We start from the raw sequence: 15,271 nt of genomic DNA on the forward strand, positions 1-15,271 counted from the left end.
CGCTCACGCCAGGAGGGGCGCCAGGAAGCGCCCGGTGTGGCTCGCCGGATTGGCCGCTACGTCCTCGGGAGTGCCCTCGGCGACCAGCACGCCGCCACCGCTGCCGCCCTCCGGGCCCATGTCGATGATCCAGTCCGAGGACTTGATGACGTCGAGATTGTGCTCGATGACCAGGACCGAGTTGCCGGTGTCGACCAGCCGCTGCAACACGCCGAGGAGCTTGCGGATGTCCTCGAAGTGCAGGCCGGTGGTCGGCTCGTCGAGCACGTAGATCGTGCGGCCGGTGGATCGCTTCTGCAGCTCAGCGGCCAGCTTGACGCGCTGCGCCTCGCCGCCGGACAGCGTGGGCGCGGACTGGCCGAGCCGCACATAGCCCAGCCCGACGTCGACGAGCGTGCGCATGTGCCGGGCGATGGCCGGGATGGCCTCGAAGAAGTCGACGGCCTCCTCGATCGGCATGTCGAGGACATCGGCGATGGTCTTGCCCTTGTAGTGCACCTCGAGGGTCTCGCGGTTGTACCGCGCACCGTGGCAGACCTCGCAGGGCACGTAGACATCGGGCAGGAAGTTCATCTCGATGCGGATCGTGCCGTCGCCGTGGCACGCCTCGCAGCGGCCGCCCTTGACATTGAAGGAGAAGCGTCCCGGCAGGTAGCCCCGCATCTTGGCCTCGGGAGTCTGGGCGAAGAGCTTGCGGACGTGGTCGAACACGCCGGTGTAGGTCGCCGGGTTGGAGCGCGGCGTGCGCCCGATCGGCGACTGGTCGACGTGGATGACCTTGTCGAGGTTCTCGATCCCGTCGATGGCGCGGTGCCGGCCGGGGATCGTGCGCGCCTTGTAGATCGCGCGGGCGAGGGAGGTGTAGAGGATGTCGTTCACGAGCGTGGACTTGCCCGAGCCGGACACCCCCGTAACCGCGACGAGCTGACCGAGCGGGAAGGTGACATCGATATCGCGCAGGTTGTTCTCACGGGCACCTCGCACGGTGACCTCGCGTCCCTCTTGGCGTGGCCTCCGCTTCTCCGGCAGCGGGATGCTCTCCTTGCCGCTGAGGTAACGACCGGTGAGGGAGTCGTCATTGGCCAGCAGCTCGTCGACCGTGCCCGACACCATGACCTGGCCGCCGTGCTCGCCGGCCCCCGGGCCGATGTCGACCACCCAGTCCGACGTGCGGATGGTGTCCTCGTCGTGCTCGACGACGATGAGCGTGTTGCCGAGATTCTTGAGCCGCACGAGGGTCTCGATGAGGCGGTGGTTGTCGCGTTGGTGCAGTCCGATGGACGGCTCGTCGAGCACGTAGAGGACGCCGACCAGGCCGGCGCCGATCTGCGTGGCGAGTCGGATGCGCTGGGCCTCGCCGCCCGAGAGTGAGCCGGCGGCACGGTCCAGCGACAGGTAGTCCAGGCCTACATCGAGCAGGAACCGCAGTCGCTCGTGGATCTCCTTGAGCACCCGGCCGCCGATCTGACGCTCGCGATCGTTCATCACGAGGTCGTCGAGGAACTCCGCGGCCTCTGCGATCGAGAGATGGCACAGCTCGGCGATGTTCTTGGCGCCGTACTTGGCCGACTCGATGGTGACCGCGAGGATGACGGGCTTGAGGCGCGTGCCGCCGCAGGTCGGGCACGGCACCTCGCGCATGAAGCCCTCGAGCCGCTCGCGGTTCGTGTCGGACTCGGTCTCGGCGTATCGCCGCTGAACGAAGCCGACGGCGCCCTCGAAGGCCGAGTAGTACGAGCGCTCGCGTCCGTACCGGTTCTTGTAGCGGACGTGCACCTTGGTCTCGTGGCCGTGCATCAGCGCGTTCTTCACGTCACCGGGCAGCTCGATGTACGGGGTGTCGATCGAGAAGCCGAGCTCGTCCGCGAGCGCCTCGGTGAGACGCAGGAAGTACTCCGAGACCTGGTTGTAGGCCCATGCGGCGATGGCCCCCTCGGCGAGCGACTTCTCCGGATCCGGGACGAGTAGCTCGGGGTCGACCTCCATCCGGCTGCCGAGGCCATGGCATTCGGGGCAGGCGCCGAAGGGGGCGTTGAAGGAGAAGGACCGTGGCTCGAGCTCGTCGATCTGCAACGGGTGGTCGTTCGGGCAGGCGAGCTTCTCGGAGAACCGCCGATGACGAGCCGGATCGTCGTCGGACAGATCCACGTAGTCGATGACCACCAGACCGTCGGCCAGGGCGAGCGCGGTCTCGACCGACTCGGTGAGCCGCTGCTTGGAGCTGGCCTTGACCGTGAGGCGGTCGACGACGACGTCGATGGTGTGCTTCTTCTGCTTGGCGAGCTTGGGCGGCTCGTCGGCGAGCTGGTGCATCTCGCCGTCCACGATCGCGCGGCTGAAGCCCTGTTGCTGCAGGGTGCTGAACAGCTCGGCGTACTCGCCCTTGCGACCGCGGATCATCGGCGCGAGCACCTGGAAACGCGTGCCCTCCGCGCCGTCGAGGATACGGTCGACGATCTGCTGGGGCGTCTGCCGGCTGATCGCCTCGCCACACACCGGGCAGTGCGGATGCCCGGCACGCGAGTACAGCAGGCGCAGATAGTCGTACACCTCGGTGATGGTGCCGACCGTGGAACGCGGGTTGCGTGACGTGGACTTCTGGTCGATCGAGACCGCCGGCGACAGACCCTCGATGAAGTCGACATCCGGCTTGTCCATCTGACCGAGGAATTGCCGCGCATAGGCCGACAGCGATTCGACATAGCGACGCTGCCCTTCGGCGAAGATGGTGTCGAAGGCGAGCGACGACTTGCCCGATCCGGAGAGCCCCGTGAACGTGATGAGCGCATCACGGGGTAGATCGAGCGAGACGTCCTTGAGATTGTGCTCGCGTGCACCGCGAATCACGAGACGATCAGCCACCCGACCAGCGTAACGAGGGGCACCGACAGTTTCTCTTGAGCGAGTTCTCGAGCGGCCTCCGCGGGCGGTGAGCTGTCCCACATCCCGCCTCGCGGGTCGGTGAGCTATCCCCCACGTTCCGCGCTCTGGTGCGTGGTAGCTCACCGCCGGCGTCAACTGGTCCACTCGGCGACCGAGGATGTGCTCGGGTGGCGGCTATAGCAACCACGAAAGCACATCGTCGGTCGTCTGGTGGATCGCGAGCGACGAGAGCCGGGGGCCGGCGACCGGCTCCACGGCCACGGTCACAGAGCGACTGTGGCTACTCGACCGCCGAAACCGCACCAACGGAGCAGCACTGGAGGTGTCCCGCACGTTCCGGCGTGGAGTGTGGGACTACTCACCGCCCAGGAGCGGGGACGCTAGGGTCAGGACCATGACGTACACGGGAGAAGTCGAAGTCGGTGGAGCTCCGGATGTGCGGGAGGCCGGCGATCTGCGGATCACCAAGGTCGCCGTCGGCCCGATGAGCAACAACGCCTATCTGCTGCAGTGCACGATCACCGGCGAGCAGGCGCTGATCGACGCGGCCGACGAGGCACCGCGACTGCTGGAACTCATCGGCGACGCGGGTCTGGCGCGCGTCGTGACCACCCATCGTCATCCCGATCACGTGCAGGCACTCCCCGCTGTCGTCGCGGCGACCGGCGCGCAGACCGTGGCGGGCGAGGACGATGCGGACGAGCTGCCCGTGCCCGTCGACGTGCGGGTGCGCACCGGTGCCCGCATCGTGGTCGGCACCTGTGAGCTCGAGGTGATCGAGATCGTGGGCCACACGCCCGGGTCGATCGTCCTGGCCTATGACGACCCCGATGACATCGTGCACCTCTTCACAGGCGACTCGCTCTTCCCCGGAGGCGTGGGCAAGACCTGGTCGGAGGAGGATTTCCGGAGCCTCATCGGCGATGTCGAGTCCAAGATCTTCGGACGCTTCGACGACGACACCTGGTTCTACCCCGGCCACGGCAATGACTCCACCCTCGGCGCCGAACGCCCGCACCTCAGCGAATGGCGCGACCGCGGGTGGTGACGGCTACCAGGTGACGGGGAGCTCGTCGATGCCGAAGACGAAGCTGAGCTGACGGAACTCCAGATCGCTCTCGGGGACCGCCAGCGCGAGCGCCGGGAACCGTTGCAGCAGCTTGGGCAGCACGATCCGCAGCTCCATCCGCGCCAGCTCGGCACCGATACAGCGATGGATGCCATGTCCGAAGGCCAGGTGTCCGCTGGTCGGCACCCGATAGGGATCGAACTCGTCGGGGCGCTCCCCCGCGCTCTTCGGGTCGCGATTGGCGGCGCTCAACGAGGCCAGGACGACATCGCCCTTCTTCAATGACGTGCCGAACAGCTCCATGTCCTGTTTCGCGAACCGCGGGAAGGCCACCTGCACGACCGCGAGATAGCGCAGCAGCTCCTCGATGACCCGGTCCACCGTCTCGCGATTGCCCGAGCGCACGAGATCGGCATAGGTGGGGTCGCGGTGCAGCACGACCGTGCTCAACGCGATCATCCCGGCGGTCGTCTCGAAGCCCCCGGTGAAGACACCGTCGGCGAGCCCCGCGAGGTCGACATCGGAGATCTGATCGCCCTCGGCCTGGATGATCTGCCCGATGAGGCCCGGCCCCGGCTCGACCCGCTGACGCGCCACGGCATCGAAGAGGAACTCGCGCTGCGCGGACACCGCGCCGAAGGCAGCAGCCGCACCGTTCGTGGCATCGAAGCGCTGGCTGCCCAGCTTCGCGAACTCCTCGCGATCGTCGTAGTCCAGGCCCAGCAGCGCGCAGATCGTGTTGAACGGCACCGGGAAGGCGACGTGTTTGGCCAGATCGGCCCCGGGACCGGCCTGTTCGAGCGCATCGAGGGCCTCATCGGCGATCCGGTCGATCATCGGCTCGAGCCGTGCCAGCCGGCGCATCGTGAACTCCGGGGTCACGATCTTGCGCAGTCGCGTGTGCAGCGGCGGATCGGTGAAGCCGAGGCCGCCGATATCGTCGGAGGTCGCCGGTCCGGATCCGCTGAACAGGTGCCGGATGTCGTTCGAGTAGGTGTCGCGGGCGGTCAGCACCTCACGGGCTTCGGCGTGCCCGGTGATCAGATAGGCGTCGAAGGCGAACGGGAGATCGAGTTTGCGCAGCGGAGACCCGGCCCGGTACTCGGCCATCTCGGCCACCGGATCGGTGCCCTCACGCTGCAATGGCCGCTTGGTCTCCTCGGGGATGAACGAGATCCGGGAGAGATCGATTCCGCGCTTGCGCACGTGCCGACGCGCCAGGGCACCGCCCAGGCGCGCGCCATAGGTCCTCAACAACGACACCGCAACACCGTACACGTACCGGTTGCCGCGAGGACCGAGGCGGAGCAGTGTTGGACCACACACCAGCTCGGCAGAGACGAGGCGACGACGATGACCACCCAGACCTCCCAGCAGCCGGAACTCCGCCGGGTGATGGGGCCGAAGCTGCTCCTGTTGTTCATCGTCGGCGACATCCTCGGCACCGGTGTCTACGCTCTCACCGGTCAGGTGGCCGCCGAGGTCGGGGGCGCGGCGTGGCTGCCCTTCCTCATCGCCTTCGCTGTGGCCCTCTTGACGGCCTTCTCCTATCTGGAGCTCGTGACCAAGTACCCGCAAGCCGCCGGCGCCGCCCTGTACGTGCACAAGGCCTTCGGGATCCACCTGCTGACCTTCATGATCGCCTTCACGGTCATGTGCTCGGGTATCACCTCGGCATCGACGGCCGCGCGGGCCTTCGCCTCCAATCTGGCCGTCGGGGTCGGCTGGGAGGCCGGCAACACGTCGATCATGGCCATGGCTCTCGGCTTCATGCTCGTCGTCGCGGCGATCAACCTGCGCGGCGTCAGCGAGGGCGTCAAGACCAATGTCGTGCTCACGATGATCGAGTTGTCGGGCCTGCTGCTGGTGATCCTCGTCGGCTTCTACGCGATCGCCGGGGGCAACGCGGACTGGGGCCGTGTGGTCGCCTTCGAGACGCCGGACGACAAGAACGTCTTCCTGGCCGTCACGACGGCCACCTCGCTGGCCTTCTTCGCGATGGTCGGCTTCGAGGACTCGGTGAACATGGCCGAGGAATGCCACGAGCCCAATCGCATCTTCCCGCGGATCATGCTCACCGGTCTCGGCATCGCCGGCGGCACCTACGTGCTGGTCTCCATCTGCGCCGTGGCGCTCGTGCCGGTCGGCGATCTCGCCAGCAACGACACGCCCTTGGTGACCGTCGTCGAACGGGGCGCGCCGAACCTGCCGATCGCCGACATCCTGCCCTTCATCTCCATGTTCGCCGTCGCGAACTCTGCGCTCATCAACATGCTGATGGCCAGCCGTCTGCTCTACGGCATGGCCCGGCAAGGAATCATCCCCGGTGTCCTGTCCCGCGTGGGACAGCGACGTCGAACCCCCTACGTGTCGATCATCTTCACGACGCTGATCGCCCTGGCCCTCATCGCCTATGTCTCCTATGCCAGTGAGAATGCCGTCTCGGTACTAGGCGGAACGACCTCGCTCCTACTCCTCGCGGTCTTCGGCGTCGTCAACGCCGCCGTGCTGGTGCTACGGCGCGACCGCGTGGACCACGGTCACTTCCGCACGTGGACGCCGGTGGCGCTCCTGGGAGTGGTGTCGTGCCTGTACCTGGTGACCCCGCTGTCGGGCCGCCCCGCGGCCGAGTACGAGGTCGCCGCGATCCTGCTGGCCCTCGGGCTGGTGCTCAGCATCCCGATGTACATCGCCAGCCGCCGCCGAGGACAGCAGCTGACGGCTGTGGAAGAGTCCGAGGAGCCCCGATCCGACCGCGGCTGAGGCCCTACCCCTCGGCCTCGGCCGAATCGCTCGTCTCGTGGCGGGCCGAGTACCAGAGGCTGACGACCGCCGTCACGGCGAGGATCGCGATGATGACCCCGAGGCTGACCAGCGTCGGAATCGATGGCACCGGGACGGGCTCGCCGCCGTTGATGAAGGGGAGCTCGTTCTCGTGCAGGGCCTCCAGGACCAGCTTGACGCCGATGAAGAACAGCAGCAGAGCCAGCCCGTACGACAAGAAGACCAGCCGCTGCAGCAGGCCGCCGATGAGGAAGTACAGCTGACGCAGCCCCATGAGGGCGAACACGTTCGCGGTGAAGACGAGATAAGGTTCGCGGGTCAGTCCGAAGATCGCGGGGATCGAGTCGAGCGCGAACATGACATCGGTGGTGCCCAGCGCCACGATGACCAGCGCCATCGGCGTGATGGCGCGTTTGCCCCCTTCTCGCACGACCAGAGTCAGACCGTGCCATTCGTCGCTCATCCGGAAGCGGCGTCGTGCGAACCGGACCACAGCGTTCTCGGCGTCGTCCTCGTCATCGCCGCCGAAGGCGAGCTTGGCGGCCGTGTAGACGAGGAAGGCGCCGAAGACGTAGAACACCCAGGACAGGTTCTCGATGGCGGCAGCGCCCACGGCGATGAAGATCCCGCGGAAGACCAGTGCCAGGATGATGCCGACCAGCAGGGCCTCCTGTTGGTACTTCCGCGGCACCCCGAAGCTCGCCATGATGATGATGAAGATGAACAGGTTGTCGATCGACAGGCTGTACTCGGTGAGCCAGCCGGCGAAGAACTCGATGCCCCGGTCCTGGCCGTGACGCCACCAGACGAAGAATCCGAAGAGGATCGCGAGGCCGATATAGAAGGACAACGCCAAGGAGGTCTCACGGGTGGACGGTTCATGGGGCCGCCGCGCGATGACGAGGATGTCGACGAGCAGGATGGCGATGGTGACGCCGAGGGTGATACCCCATTCGAGCGCAGAGACGTTCACGCGTGATGTCCTCCGAGTGTGGGTGGGCCGCCGGAGGTCTCGCCCGTCGCGACCCGTCCCGTCGCTGAGGAGTCCCCCTGGGCGGTGGCGCTGCGGCGAAGGAACGGTGTCCTCCGCCGACCATTGTGACACCGCGGCGGCTCGAACTCGCGGCGAGGAGCGGGCGCGGGACGGACGAGCGAAAGGGTCAACCCACCGCAGACATCTCCTCGGCGTGCAGGCTGAGCCGGATCGAGCGTCGATGCAGGTCGACACCGGCGTCCGCCCGGTCGAGGGCGCCGGGTGGAGCCGTCTGCGGCTCGAGGCAGATCGCGGAATCGCGTTCGGTGTAGACGACCCACCACGGAGTGTCGGCGTCGAGCTTCAGCGCCAGCACGCCGGGCCATCGCACCACCGGAGCGGACCGCAGGCGGAAACAGTCGTCCCACGGGCCCGGCGGCACGGGGACGCGTCTGCCCGTGGGGAGATGGTCGTCACCGCGCTCGAGCATGAACTCCGCCGACAGTTCGACCGCCGCGGCGCTCCCGCTCACCTCTCGCCGCAGCCACGGATGGAGGCCCAGCACCGCCGGGGCACCGGTCGAGGCCGACTGCCACTCGAGGCCGATGTGCAGAGCTTGCGGACCGACGCGGTAGCGCAAACGTGCCGATCCCGGCAGCGGGCCGTCGAGGATGTCCAGCACGAGGTCCGAACCGTCGACGCGCCAGGCCCGGTCTCGCCCGAGACCATGTGCCCGGTGACCGCGCCAGCGGCCGGCCCACGGCACCATCGCGAAGATGCCGCCCGCTGTCGAGGGATCCTCGTCCGGATCGCCGCTGCCGCCGACCACCTCATGATCGCCGAACCGCAACGAGGTGATCCGTCCTCCCGCGGATGGATCGATCGTGACCTCGACGCCGTCGTCGACGAGTCGCAGCAGCTCAGGCACCGGCCTCGATCATGCCGCGAAGCTCCTTCTTGAGATCGCCGATCTCGTCGCGGAGACGGGCCGCGACCTCGAACTGCAGCTCCTCGGCAGCCTGATGCATCTGCTGGTTCAGCTGATCGATGAGTGAGGCCAGCTCGCCGGAGGGCATGTCTCCTGCGGCCTTCTCCCCCAGCGGCACGGCCACCCCCTTGCGGCGGTGGTCGCCGGTGGCGGCGAGCAGGTTCTTGGTGTCGGCATCCTCACGCGCGAGCAGGTCGGTGATGTCGCCGATCTTCTTGCGCAGCGGCTGCGGGTCGATGCCGCGCTCTCGGTTGTAGGCGACCTGCTTCTCGCGGCGGCGGTTGGTCTCCTCGATCGCGAACTCCATCGAGTCCGTGATGGTGTCGGCGTACATGATGACCTGACCGGACACATTGCGGGCCGCGCGGCCGATGGTCTGGATGAGCGACCGCTCGGAGCGCAGGAAGCCCTCCTTGTCGGCATCGAGGATCGCCACCAGGCTCACCTCGGGCAGGTCGAGACCCTCGCGCAGCAGGTTGATGCCGACGAGGACGTCGTACTCGCCCATACGCAGCTCGCGGAGCAGCTCGACGCGACGCAGGGTGTCGACCTCGCTGTGGAGATAGCGGGTCCGGATCCCGGCTTCGAGGAGGTAGTCGGTGAGGTCCTCGGACATCTTCTTGGTGAGGGTGGTGACGAGCACGCGCTCGCCCTTGTCGACCCGGCCGTTGATCTCGTCGACCAGATCGTCGATCTGCCCCTTGGTGGGCTTGACGATGACCTCGGGATCGACCAGCCCTGTGGGCCGGATGATCTGCTCGACCACATCGCCGCCGACCTTGTCGAGCTCGTACGAGCCCGGGGTGGCGGACAGATAGATGGTCTGACCGATGCGTTCGAGGAACTCCGGCCACTTCAGCGGCCGGTTGTCCATCGCGCTCGGCAGCCGGAAGCCGTGCTCGACGAGCGAGCGCTTGCGGCTCATATCGCCCTCGTACATCGCCCCGATCTGCGGGATGGTGACATGGGACTCGTCGACGACGAGGACGAAATCGTCCGGGAAATAGTCCAGCAGACAGTTGGGGGCGGTGCCGGGCGCGCGGCCGTCCATGTGCAGCGAGTAGTTCTCGATACCCGAGCAGGTGCCGACCTGCTCCATCATCTCCAGGTCGTAGGTGGTGCGCATGCGCAGCCGCTGGGCCTCGAGCAGCTTGCCCTCGCGCTCGAGCACCTGCAGCCGCTCCTCGAGCTCGCGCTGGATGCCCTCGATCGCCCGGGTCATGACGTCTTGTCCGGCCGCATAGTGGGTAGCGGCGCCGACGAAGAGCTCCTGATCGTCGCTGAGCACCTCACCGGTGAGCGGGTGGAGTGTCATGAGCCGCTCGATCTCATCGCCGAAGAACTCGATTCGCACCGCCATCTCCTGGTAGACCGGGAAGATCTCCAGCGTGTCGCCCTTCACCCGGAAGGTGCCGCGGGTGGAGGCGACGTCGTTGCGGACGTATTGCGCCTGGACGAGGGTACGGAGCAGCTCGTCACGATCGACCTCGTCTCCGACCTTGAAGCCGATCATGCGGTTGAGGTACTCCTGCGCCGAGCCCAGACCGTAGATACAGGAGACGGTGGCCACCACGACGACATCGCGACGGGTGAGCAGCGACCAGGTGGCCGAGTGCCGCAGCCGCTCGACCTCCTCGTTGATCGAGGAGTCCTTCTCGATGTAGGTATCGGACTGCGCGATGTACGCCTCGGGCTGGTAGTAGTCGTAGTACGAGACGAAGTACTCGACCGCGTTGTTCGGCAGCAGCTCGCGCAGCTCGTTGGCGAACTGGGCGGCAAGGGTTTTGTTGGGCAAGAGGACGAGCATGGGGCGCTGCAGCTGTTCGGCGATCCAGGCCGTCGTGGCCGTCTTGCCCGTGCCCGTCGCGCCCATCAGCACGACATCGGGCGTACCCCCCGTGATGCGCTTGCTGATCTCGGCGATCGCGGCGGGTTGGTCCCCGGCCGGCGCGTAGTCCGAGACGACCTCGAACGGCGCCACTTGACGGGTCAACTCGGTCGCTGATCTCATGTCGACCAGCGTACGCCGGGCCACTGACAAGAACCGATCGATACAGTGAGCCCATGTCACCAGACGAGCGGCGGGCCCGCCGCGCCCGGGAGATCGTCGACGCCACCCGTACCTTGTTCGACCAGCGAGGAATGCGCGAGGCGCAGATCGACGACATCGCCAAGAAGGTCGGCATCAACCGGGCCATCATCTACCGGCACTTCACGACGAAGGAAGAGCTCTTCGCGATGACGCTGGTGGACTACCTCGGCGAGCTCGGCAATCGGATGGCCGAGGCCGACGCGAACGCCGGCACTCCCACGGAGCGCCTGGACGCCCAGGCCGAGGCCTTCTTCGCCTACGGCACCGCGTTCCCGGCCTTCGTCGACTGCGCCCAGGCGCTGCTGCGCTTCCGCGGCACCGACCTCGTGGACGAGGTGAGCCAGAATCGCCTCGTCGAGCTGGGCCAGGCGATGTTCCAGTGCCTGGACCACGTGGTGCGCGCGCTCGAGGCCGGTAATGCCACCGGCGAGTTCGCCGTGAGCGATCCGCAGCTGCTCGCCAATGTGCTCTACGCGCAGGGCCTCGGCGTCCTCAATCTCGTCGGCTTCCAGAAATCGATCCGCGAGCTGAACTCCGGCATGCCGGTCATGGCGGATCTCCCGCTGGGAGAGGTCGTGTCATGGGCGAAGCGGGCCATGGTCGCGATGGCGGTGTCCCCGACCTCCGCCGCCGCCGGCGAGGGATGACCCACCACCCCTCGCCGATCGGTTAGCGGAACCTCTCAGGCCTCGAGGATCGCCACCACACCCTGACCGCCCGCAGCGCAGACCGAGATCAGACCACGACCCGAGCCCTTCTCGTGGAGCAGCTTGGCGAGATTCGCCACGATGCGGCCGCCGGTCGCCGCGAACGGGTGCGCCGCCGCCAATGAGGAGCCCTTGACGTTCAGCTTGGCGCGATCGATCGACCCCAGCGGAGCGTCCAGCCCCAGCTTCTGCTTGCAGTAGTCCGCGTCCTCCCAGGCGGCCAGCGTGGTGAGGACCTGGGAGGCGAAGGCCTCGTGGATCTCGTAGAAGTCGAAGTCCTGCAGCGTCAGCCCGTTGCGCTCGAGCATGCGCGGCACCGCATAGACCGGGGCCATGAGCAGGCCCTCGCCGCCGTTGACGTAGTCGACCGCGGCGGTCTCGTAGTCGGTCACATAGGCCAGCGGCTCCCAGCCGCGTGCGGCCGCCTCGTCCTCGGAGGCGAGCAGCACGACCGATGCGCCGTCCGACAGGGGCGTCGAATTGGCTGCCGTCATCGTGGCGCGCTCGCCGAGCTGCTTGCCGAAGACCGGCTTGAGCGTGGCGAGCTTCTCCAGGCTCGAATCCGCGCGCAGGTTGTTGTCGCGCTCGACGCCCTTGAACGGCGTGACCAGATCGTCCTGCCAGCCGTCGTCGTAGGACGCCGCGAGATGCTGGTGCGAGGCGACCGCGAGCTCGTCCTGGGCCTCGCGCGAGATCCCCCACTCGTCGCCCGTCAAGGCCTGGGAGTCGCCCATCGAGAGCCCGGTACGCGGCTCCTCGTTGCGAGGCTGATCGGGGGCGAGGTGCTGCGGACGGATCTTGCTGAGCAGCTTCAACCGCGTCGGCGCGTCCTTGGCCGCGTTGACCTGGATGAGGATCTTGCGCAGCTTGTCGCCGACCGCGAGCGGCGCGTCACTGGTGGTGTCGGTGCCGCCCGCGATGCCGTAGTCGATCTTGCCCAGGGCGATCTTGTTCGCCACCTGGATGGTGGCCTGCAGGCCGGTGTCGCACGCCTGCTGGATGTCGATGGCAGGGGTGGCCGGGGAGAGCTTCGAGCCGAGGACCGTCTCGCGGGTCAGGTTGAAGTCGCGGCTGTGCTTGAGCACCGCACCGGCGACCACCTCTCCGGGACGATCGCCTTCCAGTCCGAAGCGGTCGACGAGGCCGTTCAACGCCGCCGTCAACATCTCCTGATTGGAGACACCCGCGTAGACGGTGTTGGAGCGTGCGAACGGGATGCGGTTGCCGCCGATCACCGCGACGCGGCGGACGGTGGCGTCGTTGGCCGAAGCCGGCTTCTGGGCCATGACGGACCTTTCTTCGCAGGAGCTGGGACGTCCGTGTGGACTCGCCTGTCACGGCAGGCTACAGTCACACTAACGCGTTCAGATACCGAGGGTATCCGAGAGATAGGACACATGTCGCGATGACCGACCGTTACCAGTCGCTGATCCAGAATCCGATCGCCCAGTTCCTGGTCAAGAACATCGGCCTGCCCAATCCACCGGAGCTCAAGCGCTGGGACGGAGGCCCCCTCGTCGACGGCACCGTGCTGCTCGGCGGGTCCTCGGACGGGCTCCTGCTCGGCTCGCTGCCCCAGCTGCTGAAGAACGACGGGATCGAGACGACCACGGTGCGCGCCGAAGGACGTCGCTACGCCGGCCTCGTCTTCGACGCCACCGATCTGGCCTCGACCCGTGATCTCATCGCCCTGCAGGAGTTCTTCACCCCGGTGCTGCGCCAGCTGGCCTCCTGCGGTCGCGTCGTCGTGCTCGGCACCTTGCCGGAACGCACGGCCGGCGCCGGGGCCGCCATCGCCCAGCGTGGACTCGAGGGCTTCGTGCGATCGCTGGGCAAGGAGATCGGCGGTAACGGCAGCACTGCCAATCTGGTCTACGTCTCCCCCGAGGCCGCCGACGCGGTCGACTCGACGCTGCAGTTCCTCCTCTCGCCGAAGTCCGCCTTCGTCGACGGGCAGGTCATCAGGATCGGCACCACCGACCTCGCCGATGCCGATGAGCCGGCGGCGTCCGACGCCCCCCTCACGGGCAAGGTCGCTCTCGTGACCGGTGCGTCCCGTGGTCTCGGAGCCGCGATGGCACGCACCCTGCATCGCGACGGCGCCACCATCGTGGGCCTGGACGTCCCGCCGTTGCAGGGCGACCTCGAGACCCTGATGGACGAGCTCGGTGGAACGTCGATCATCGCCGACATCACGGCCGACGACGCCCCGGCCACGATCGCCGACCAGCTGGGCGAGGGCGTCGACATCGTCGTCCACAACGCGGGCATCACGCGCGACAAGCGACTCAAGAACATGAAGGCCGAGAACTGGGACAAGGTCATCGATGTGAGCGTGGGTGCGCCGCAGCGCATCACCGACGAGCTGCTCGACCGCGGGCTGATCCGCGAGGGCGGACGCGTCATCGGCATCTCCTCGATTGCGGGAATCGCCGGCAACAACGGTCAGACGAATTACGGCACCGCCAAGGCCGGGGTCATCGGCTTCGTGCAGGAGCTGGCTCCGCGGCTCACCGATCGCCGGATCACGGTCAATGCGATCGCCCCCGGATTCATCGAGACGGACATGGTCCAGACGATGCCGATCGGCATCCGGGAGGCGGGGCGCCGGCTCAGCTCGCTCTCGCAGGGCGGCCAGCCGATCGACGTCGCCGAGGCGATCGCCTGGTACGCCCACCCGGGCTCCGGTGCCATCACCGGCAATGTCGTGCGCGTCTGCGGTCAGGGGTTCCTCGGTGCCTGACCAGAACACGCGCACGTTCGACTCCGCGCCAGCGGGGCTGCCGCTGATGCTCAAGGCCGCGTTGCCGGCATTGCCGGTCATCGGGTCGCTGCCGGGGATCAAGCACTCGCGCGGCGAGCTGCCCGAGACCACGCTGATCCGCCGGCGGGTCACCACGGATCAGGCCCATCTCGAGCGGTATCGCCGAGTCTGCGGATTCGCCTCGTCCTCGTCGCTGCCCGCGACGTACCCGCACCTGGCCGCGCACACCCTGCACCTGACGATGATGACCGACACGTCGTTCCCGTTCACCCCGATGGGTGCGGTGCACTTGCGGAACCGGATCACCCAGCATCGCCCGATCGGCGTGGCAGAGTCCTACGACATCTCCTTGCGCGCCGCGCAGCTCACACCACATCCGAAGGGCCAGCTCGTCGAGCTGCTCTCCGAGGCACGCGTCGGCGATGAGCTCGTCTGGGACGAGAGCATGACGGTGTTCTTCCGGGGTCGCAGCGGCAGCGGGCCCGAGCCGACGACTCCCCCGCTGGACGGCCTCGACGCGCCACGGGGACCGGTCCATTGGACGCTTCCCGGCAGCCTCGGCCGCAGCTACGGTGCTGTGTCCGGAGACCGCAATCCGATCCATCTGCACTCGCTCACGGCCAAGGCCTTCGGATTCCCCCGCGCTATCGCGCACGGCATGTGGACCAAGGCCAAGTGTCTCTCAGCTCTCGAGGCCGACCTGCCCGAGGCGTATACCGCGACCGTGGAGTTCAAGAAGCCCATCCTGCTGCCCGGCACGATCGTCTTCGGCCGCGACGAGCAGCCGGGACGCACGTTGTTCGGTGTGCGGAGCCAGGACGGGGACACGGAGCATCTCGTCGGGACCATCGTTCCGTCCTGATCCGGCGCCGGACCCGCGCTCGCCGGTAGACGGAGGATGTGACTCCGTGGCATATCGTCCGTGCCCCTTCTCGGAGCGGTGGGGGGGGGGGGGGGGCCCCCCCCCCGGGGGGGGGGGGCCCCCCCCCCCCCGCCCGCGAGGGGGGCGCA

General features: G+C 67.6%; 11 protein-coding genes. 5 read left to right on the top strand and 6 right to left on the bottom strand.

What is annotated here, in order from left to right; translation table 11 throughout:
- Positions 1-3: 3 nt before the first annotated feature.
- Complete coding sequence (gene uvrA, locus JL108_RS04130) at positions 4-2,862, bottom strand: excinuclease ABC subunit UvrA (RefSeq protein ID WP_205197204.1); 2,859 nt, start codon at positions 2,860-2,862, stop codon at positions 4-6.
- A gap of 415 nt (positions 2,863-3,277) precedes the next feature.
- On the opposite strand from uvrA, the gene JL108_RS04135 reads away from it, so the two are divergent.
- Complete coding sequence (locus JL108_RS04135) at positions 3,278-3,931, top strand: MBL fold metallo-hydrolase (protein WP_205197205.1); 654 nt, start codon at positions 3,278-3,280, stop codon at positions 3,929-3,931.
- 3 nt (positions 3,932-3,934) lie between these two features.
- Here JL108_RS04135 and JL108_RS04140 read toward each other — a convergent pair whose 3' ends face one another.
- Positions 3,935-5,215: a cytochrome P450 gene (locus JL108_RS04140; RefSeq protein WP_307837188.1), complete on the bottom strand. Its 1,281-nt coding sequence runs from the start codon at positions 5,213-5,215 to the stop codon at positions 3,935-3,937.
- Between the two features lie 90 nt (positions 5,216-5,305).
- On the opposite strand from JL108_RS04140, the gene JL108_RS04145 reads away from it, so the two are divergent.
- Positions 5,306-6,715 carry an APC family permease gene (locus JL108_RS04145; protein WP_205197206.1) on the top strand — a complete coding sequence of 470 codons (1,410 nt, stop codon included), beginning with the start codon at positions 5,306-5,308 and terminating at the stop codon, positions 6,713-6,715.
- Positions 6,716-6,719: 4 nt separating this feature from the next.
- On the opposite strand, the gene JL108_RS04150 is transcribed toward JL108_RS04145, so the two are convergent.
- From JL108_RS04150 to uvrB, 3 genes are all read right to left on the bottom strand, one after another.
- On the bottom strand, positions 6,720-7,709 hold the full coding sequence (locus JL108_RS04150) for a TerC family protein (RefSeq protein WP_205197207.1): 990 nt from the start codon (positions 7,707-7,709) through the stop codon (positions 6,720-6,722).
- A 187-nt stretch (positions 7,710-7,896) separates the two neighbouring features.
- Positions 7,897-8,637, bottom strand: a complete 741-nt coding sequence (locus JL108_RS04155) for an aldose 1-epimerase (protein ID WP_205197208.1) — start codon at positions 8,635-8,637, stop codon at positions 7,897-7,899.
- On the bottom strand, positions 8,630-10,708 hold the full coding sequence (gene uvrB, locus JL108_RS04160; RefSeq protein ID WP_205197209.1) for an excinuclease ABC subunit UvrB: 2,079 nt from the start codon (positions 10,706-10,708) through the stop codon (positions 8,630-8,632). The genes JL108_RS04155 and uvrB overlap by 8 nt, the downstream gene beginning before the upstream one ends.
- 53 nt (positions 10,709-10,761) lie before the next feature.
- On the opposite strand from uvrB, the gene JL108_RS04165 reads away from it, so the two are divergent.
- Positions 10,762-11,436 carry a TetR/AcrR family transcriptional regulator gene (locus JL108_RS04165; RefSeq protein WP_205197210.1) on the top strand — a complete coding sequence of 225 codons (675 nt, stop codon included), beginning with the start codon at positions 10,762-10,764 and terminating at the stop codon, positions 11,434-11,436.
- A gap of 35 nt (positions 11,437-11,471) precedes the next feature.
- On the opposite strand, the gene JL108_RS04170 is transcribed toward JL108_RS04165, so the two are convergent.
- Positions 11,472-12,782, bottom strand: coding sequence for an acetyl-CoA C-acetyltransferase (locus JL108_RS04170; RefSeq protein WP_205197211.1), 1,311 nt, complete (start codon positions 12,780-12,782; stop codon positions 11,472-11,474).
- Positions 12,783-12,901: 119 nt separating this feature from the next.
- Here JL108_RS04170 and JL108_RS04175 point away from each other — a divergent pair, with 119 nt between their 5' ends.
- Complete coding sequence (locus JL108_RS04175) at positions 12,902-14,239, top strand: 3-oxoacyl-ACP reductase (RefSeq protein ID WP_205197212.1); 1,338 nt, start codon at positions 12,902-12,904, stop codon at positions 14,237-14,239.
- The gene (locus JL108_RS20415; RefSeq protein WP_205197213.1) at positions 14,232-15,122 is read left to right on the top strand and encodes a MaoC/PaaZ C-terminal domain-containing protein; all 891 of its coding nucleotides are present in this window, start codon (positions 14,232-14,234) and stop codon (positions 15,120-15,122) included. Before JL108_RS04175 ends, JL108_RS20415 begins: the two co-directional genes overlap by 8 nt.
- Positions 15,123-15,271 lie beyond the last annotated feature (149 nt).

Source organism: Aeromicrobium sp. YIM 150415 (genome assembly GCF_016918125.1).
GTDB classification, from domain to species: Bacteria; Actinomycetota; Actinomycetes; order Propionibacteriales; family Nocardioidaceae; genus Aeromicrobium; species Aeromicrobium piscarium.

What these genes read in the sequence shown, in the direction of transcription:
- JL108_RS04170 (WP_205197211.1), bottom strand. Translation starts at nt 12,782, where the DNA reads ATGGCCCAGAAGCCGGCTTCGGCCAACGACGCCACCGTCCGCCGCGTC.
- JL108_RS04145 (WP_205197206.1), top strand. Translation starts at nt 5,306, where the DNA reads ATGACCACCCAGACCTCCCAGCAGCCGGAACTCCGCCGGGTGATGGGG.
- JL108_RS04175 (WP_205197212.1), top strand. Translation starts at nt 12,902, where the DNA reads ATGACCGACCGTTACCAGTCGCTGATCCAGAATCCGATCGCCCAGTTC.
- JL108_RS04165 (WP_205197210.1), top strand. Translation starts at nt 10,762, where the DNA reads ATGTCACCAGACGAGCGGCGGGCCCGCCGCGCCCGGGAGATCGTCGAC.
- JL108_RS04135 (WP_205197205.1), top strand. Translation starts at nt 3,278, where the DNA reads ATGACGTACACGGGAGAAGTCGAAGTCGGTGGAGCTCCGGATGTGCGG.
- uvrB (WP_205197209.1), bottom strand. Translation starts at nt 10,708, where the DNA reads ATGAGATCAGCGACCGAGTTGACCCGTCAAGTGGCGCCGTTCGAGGTC.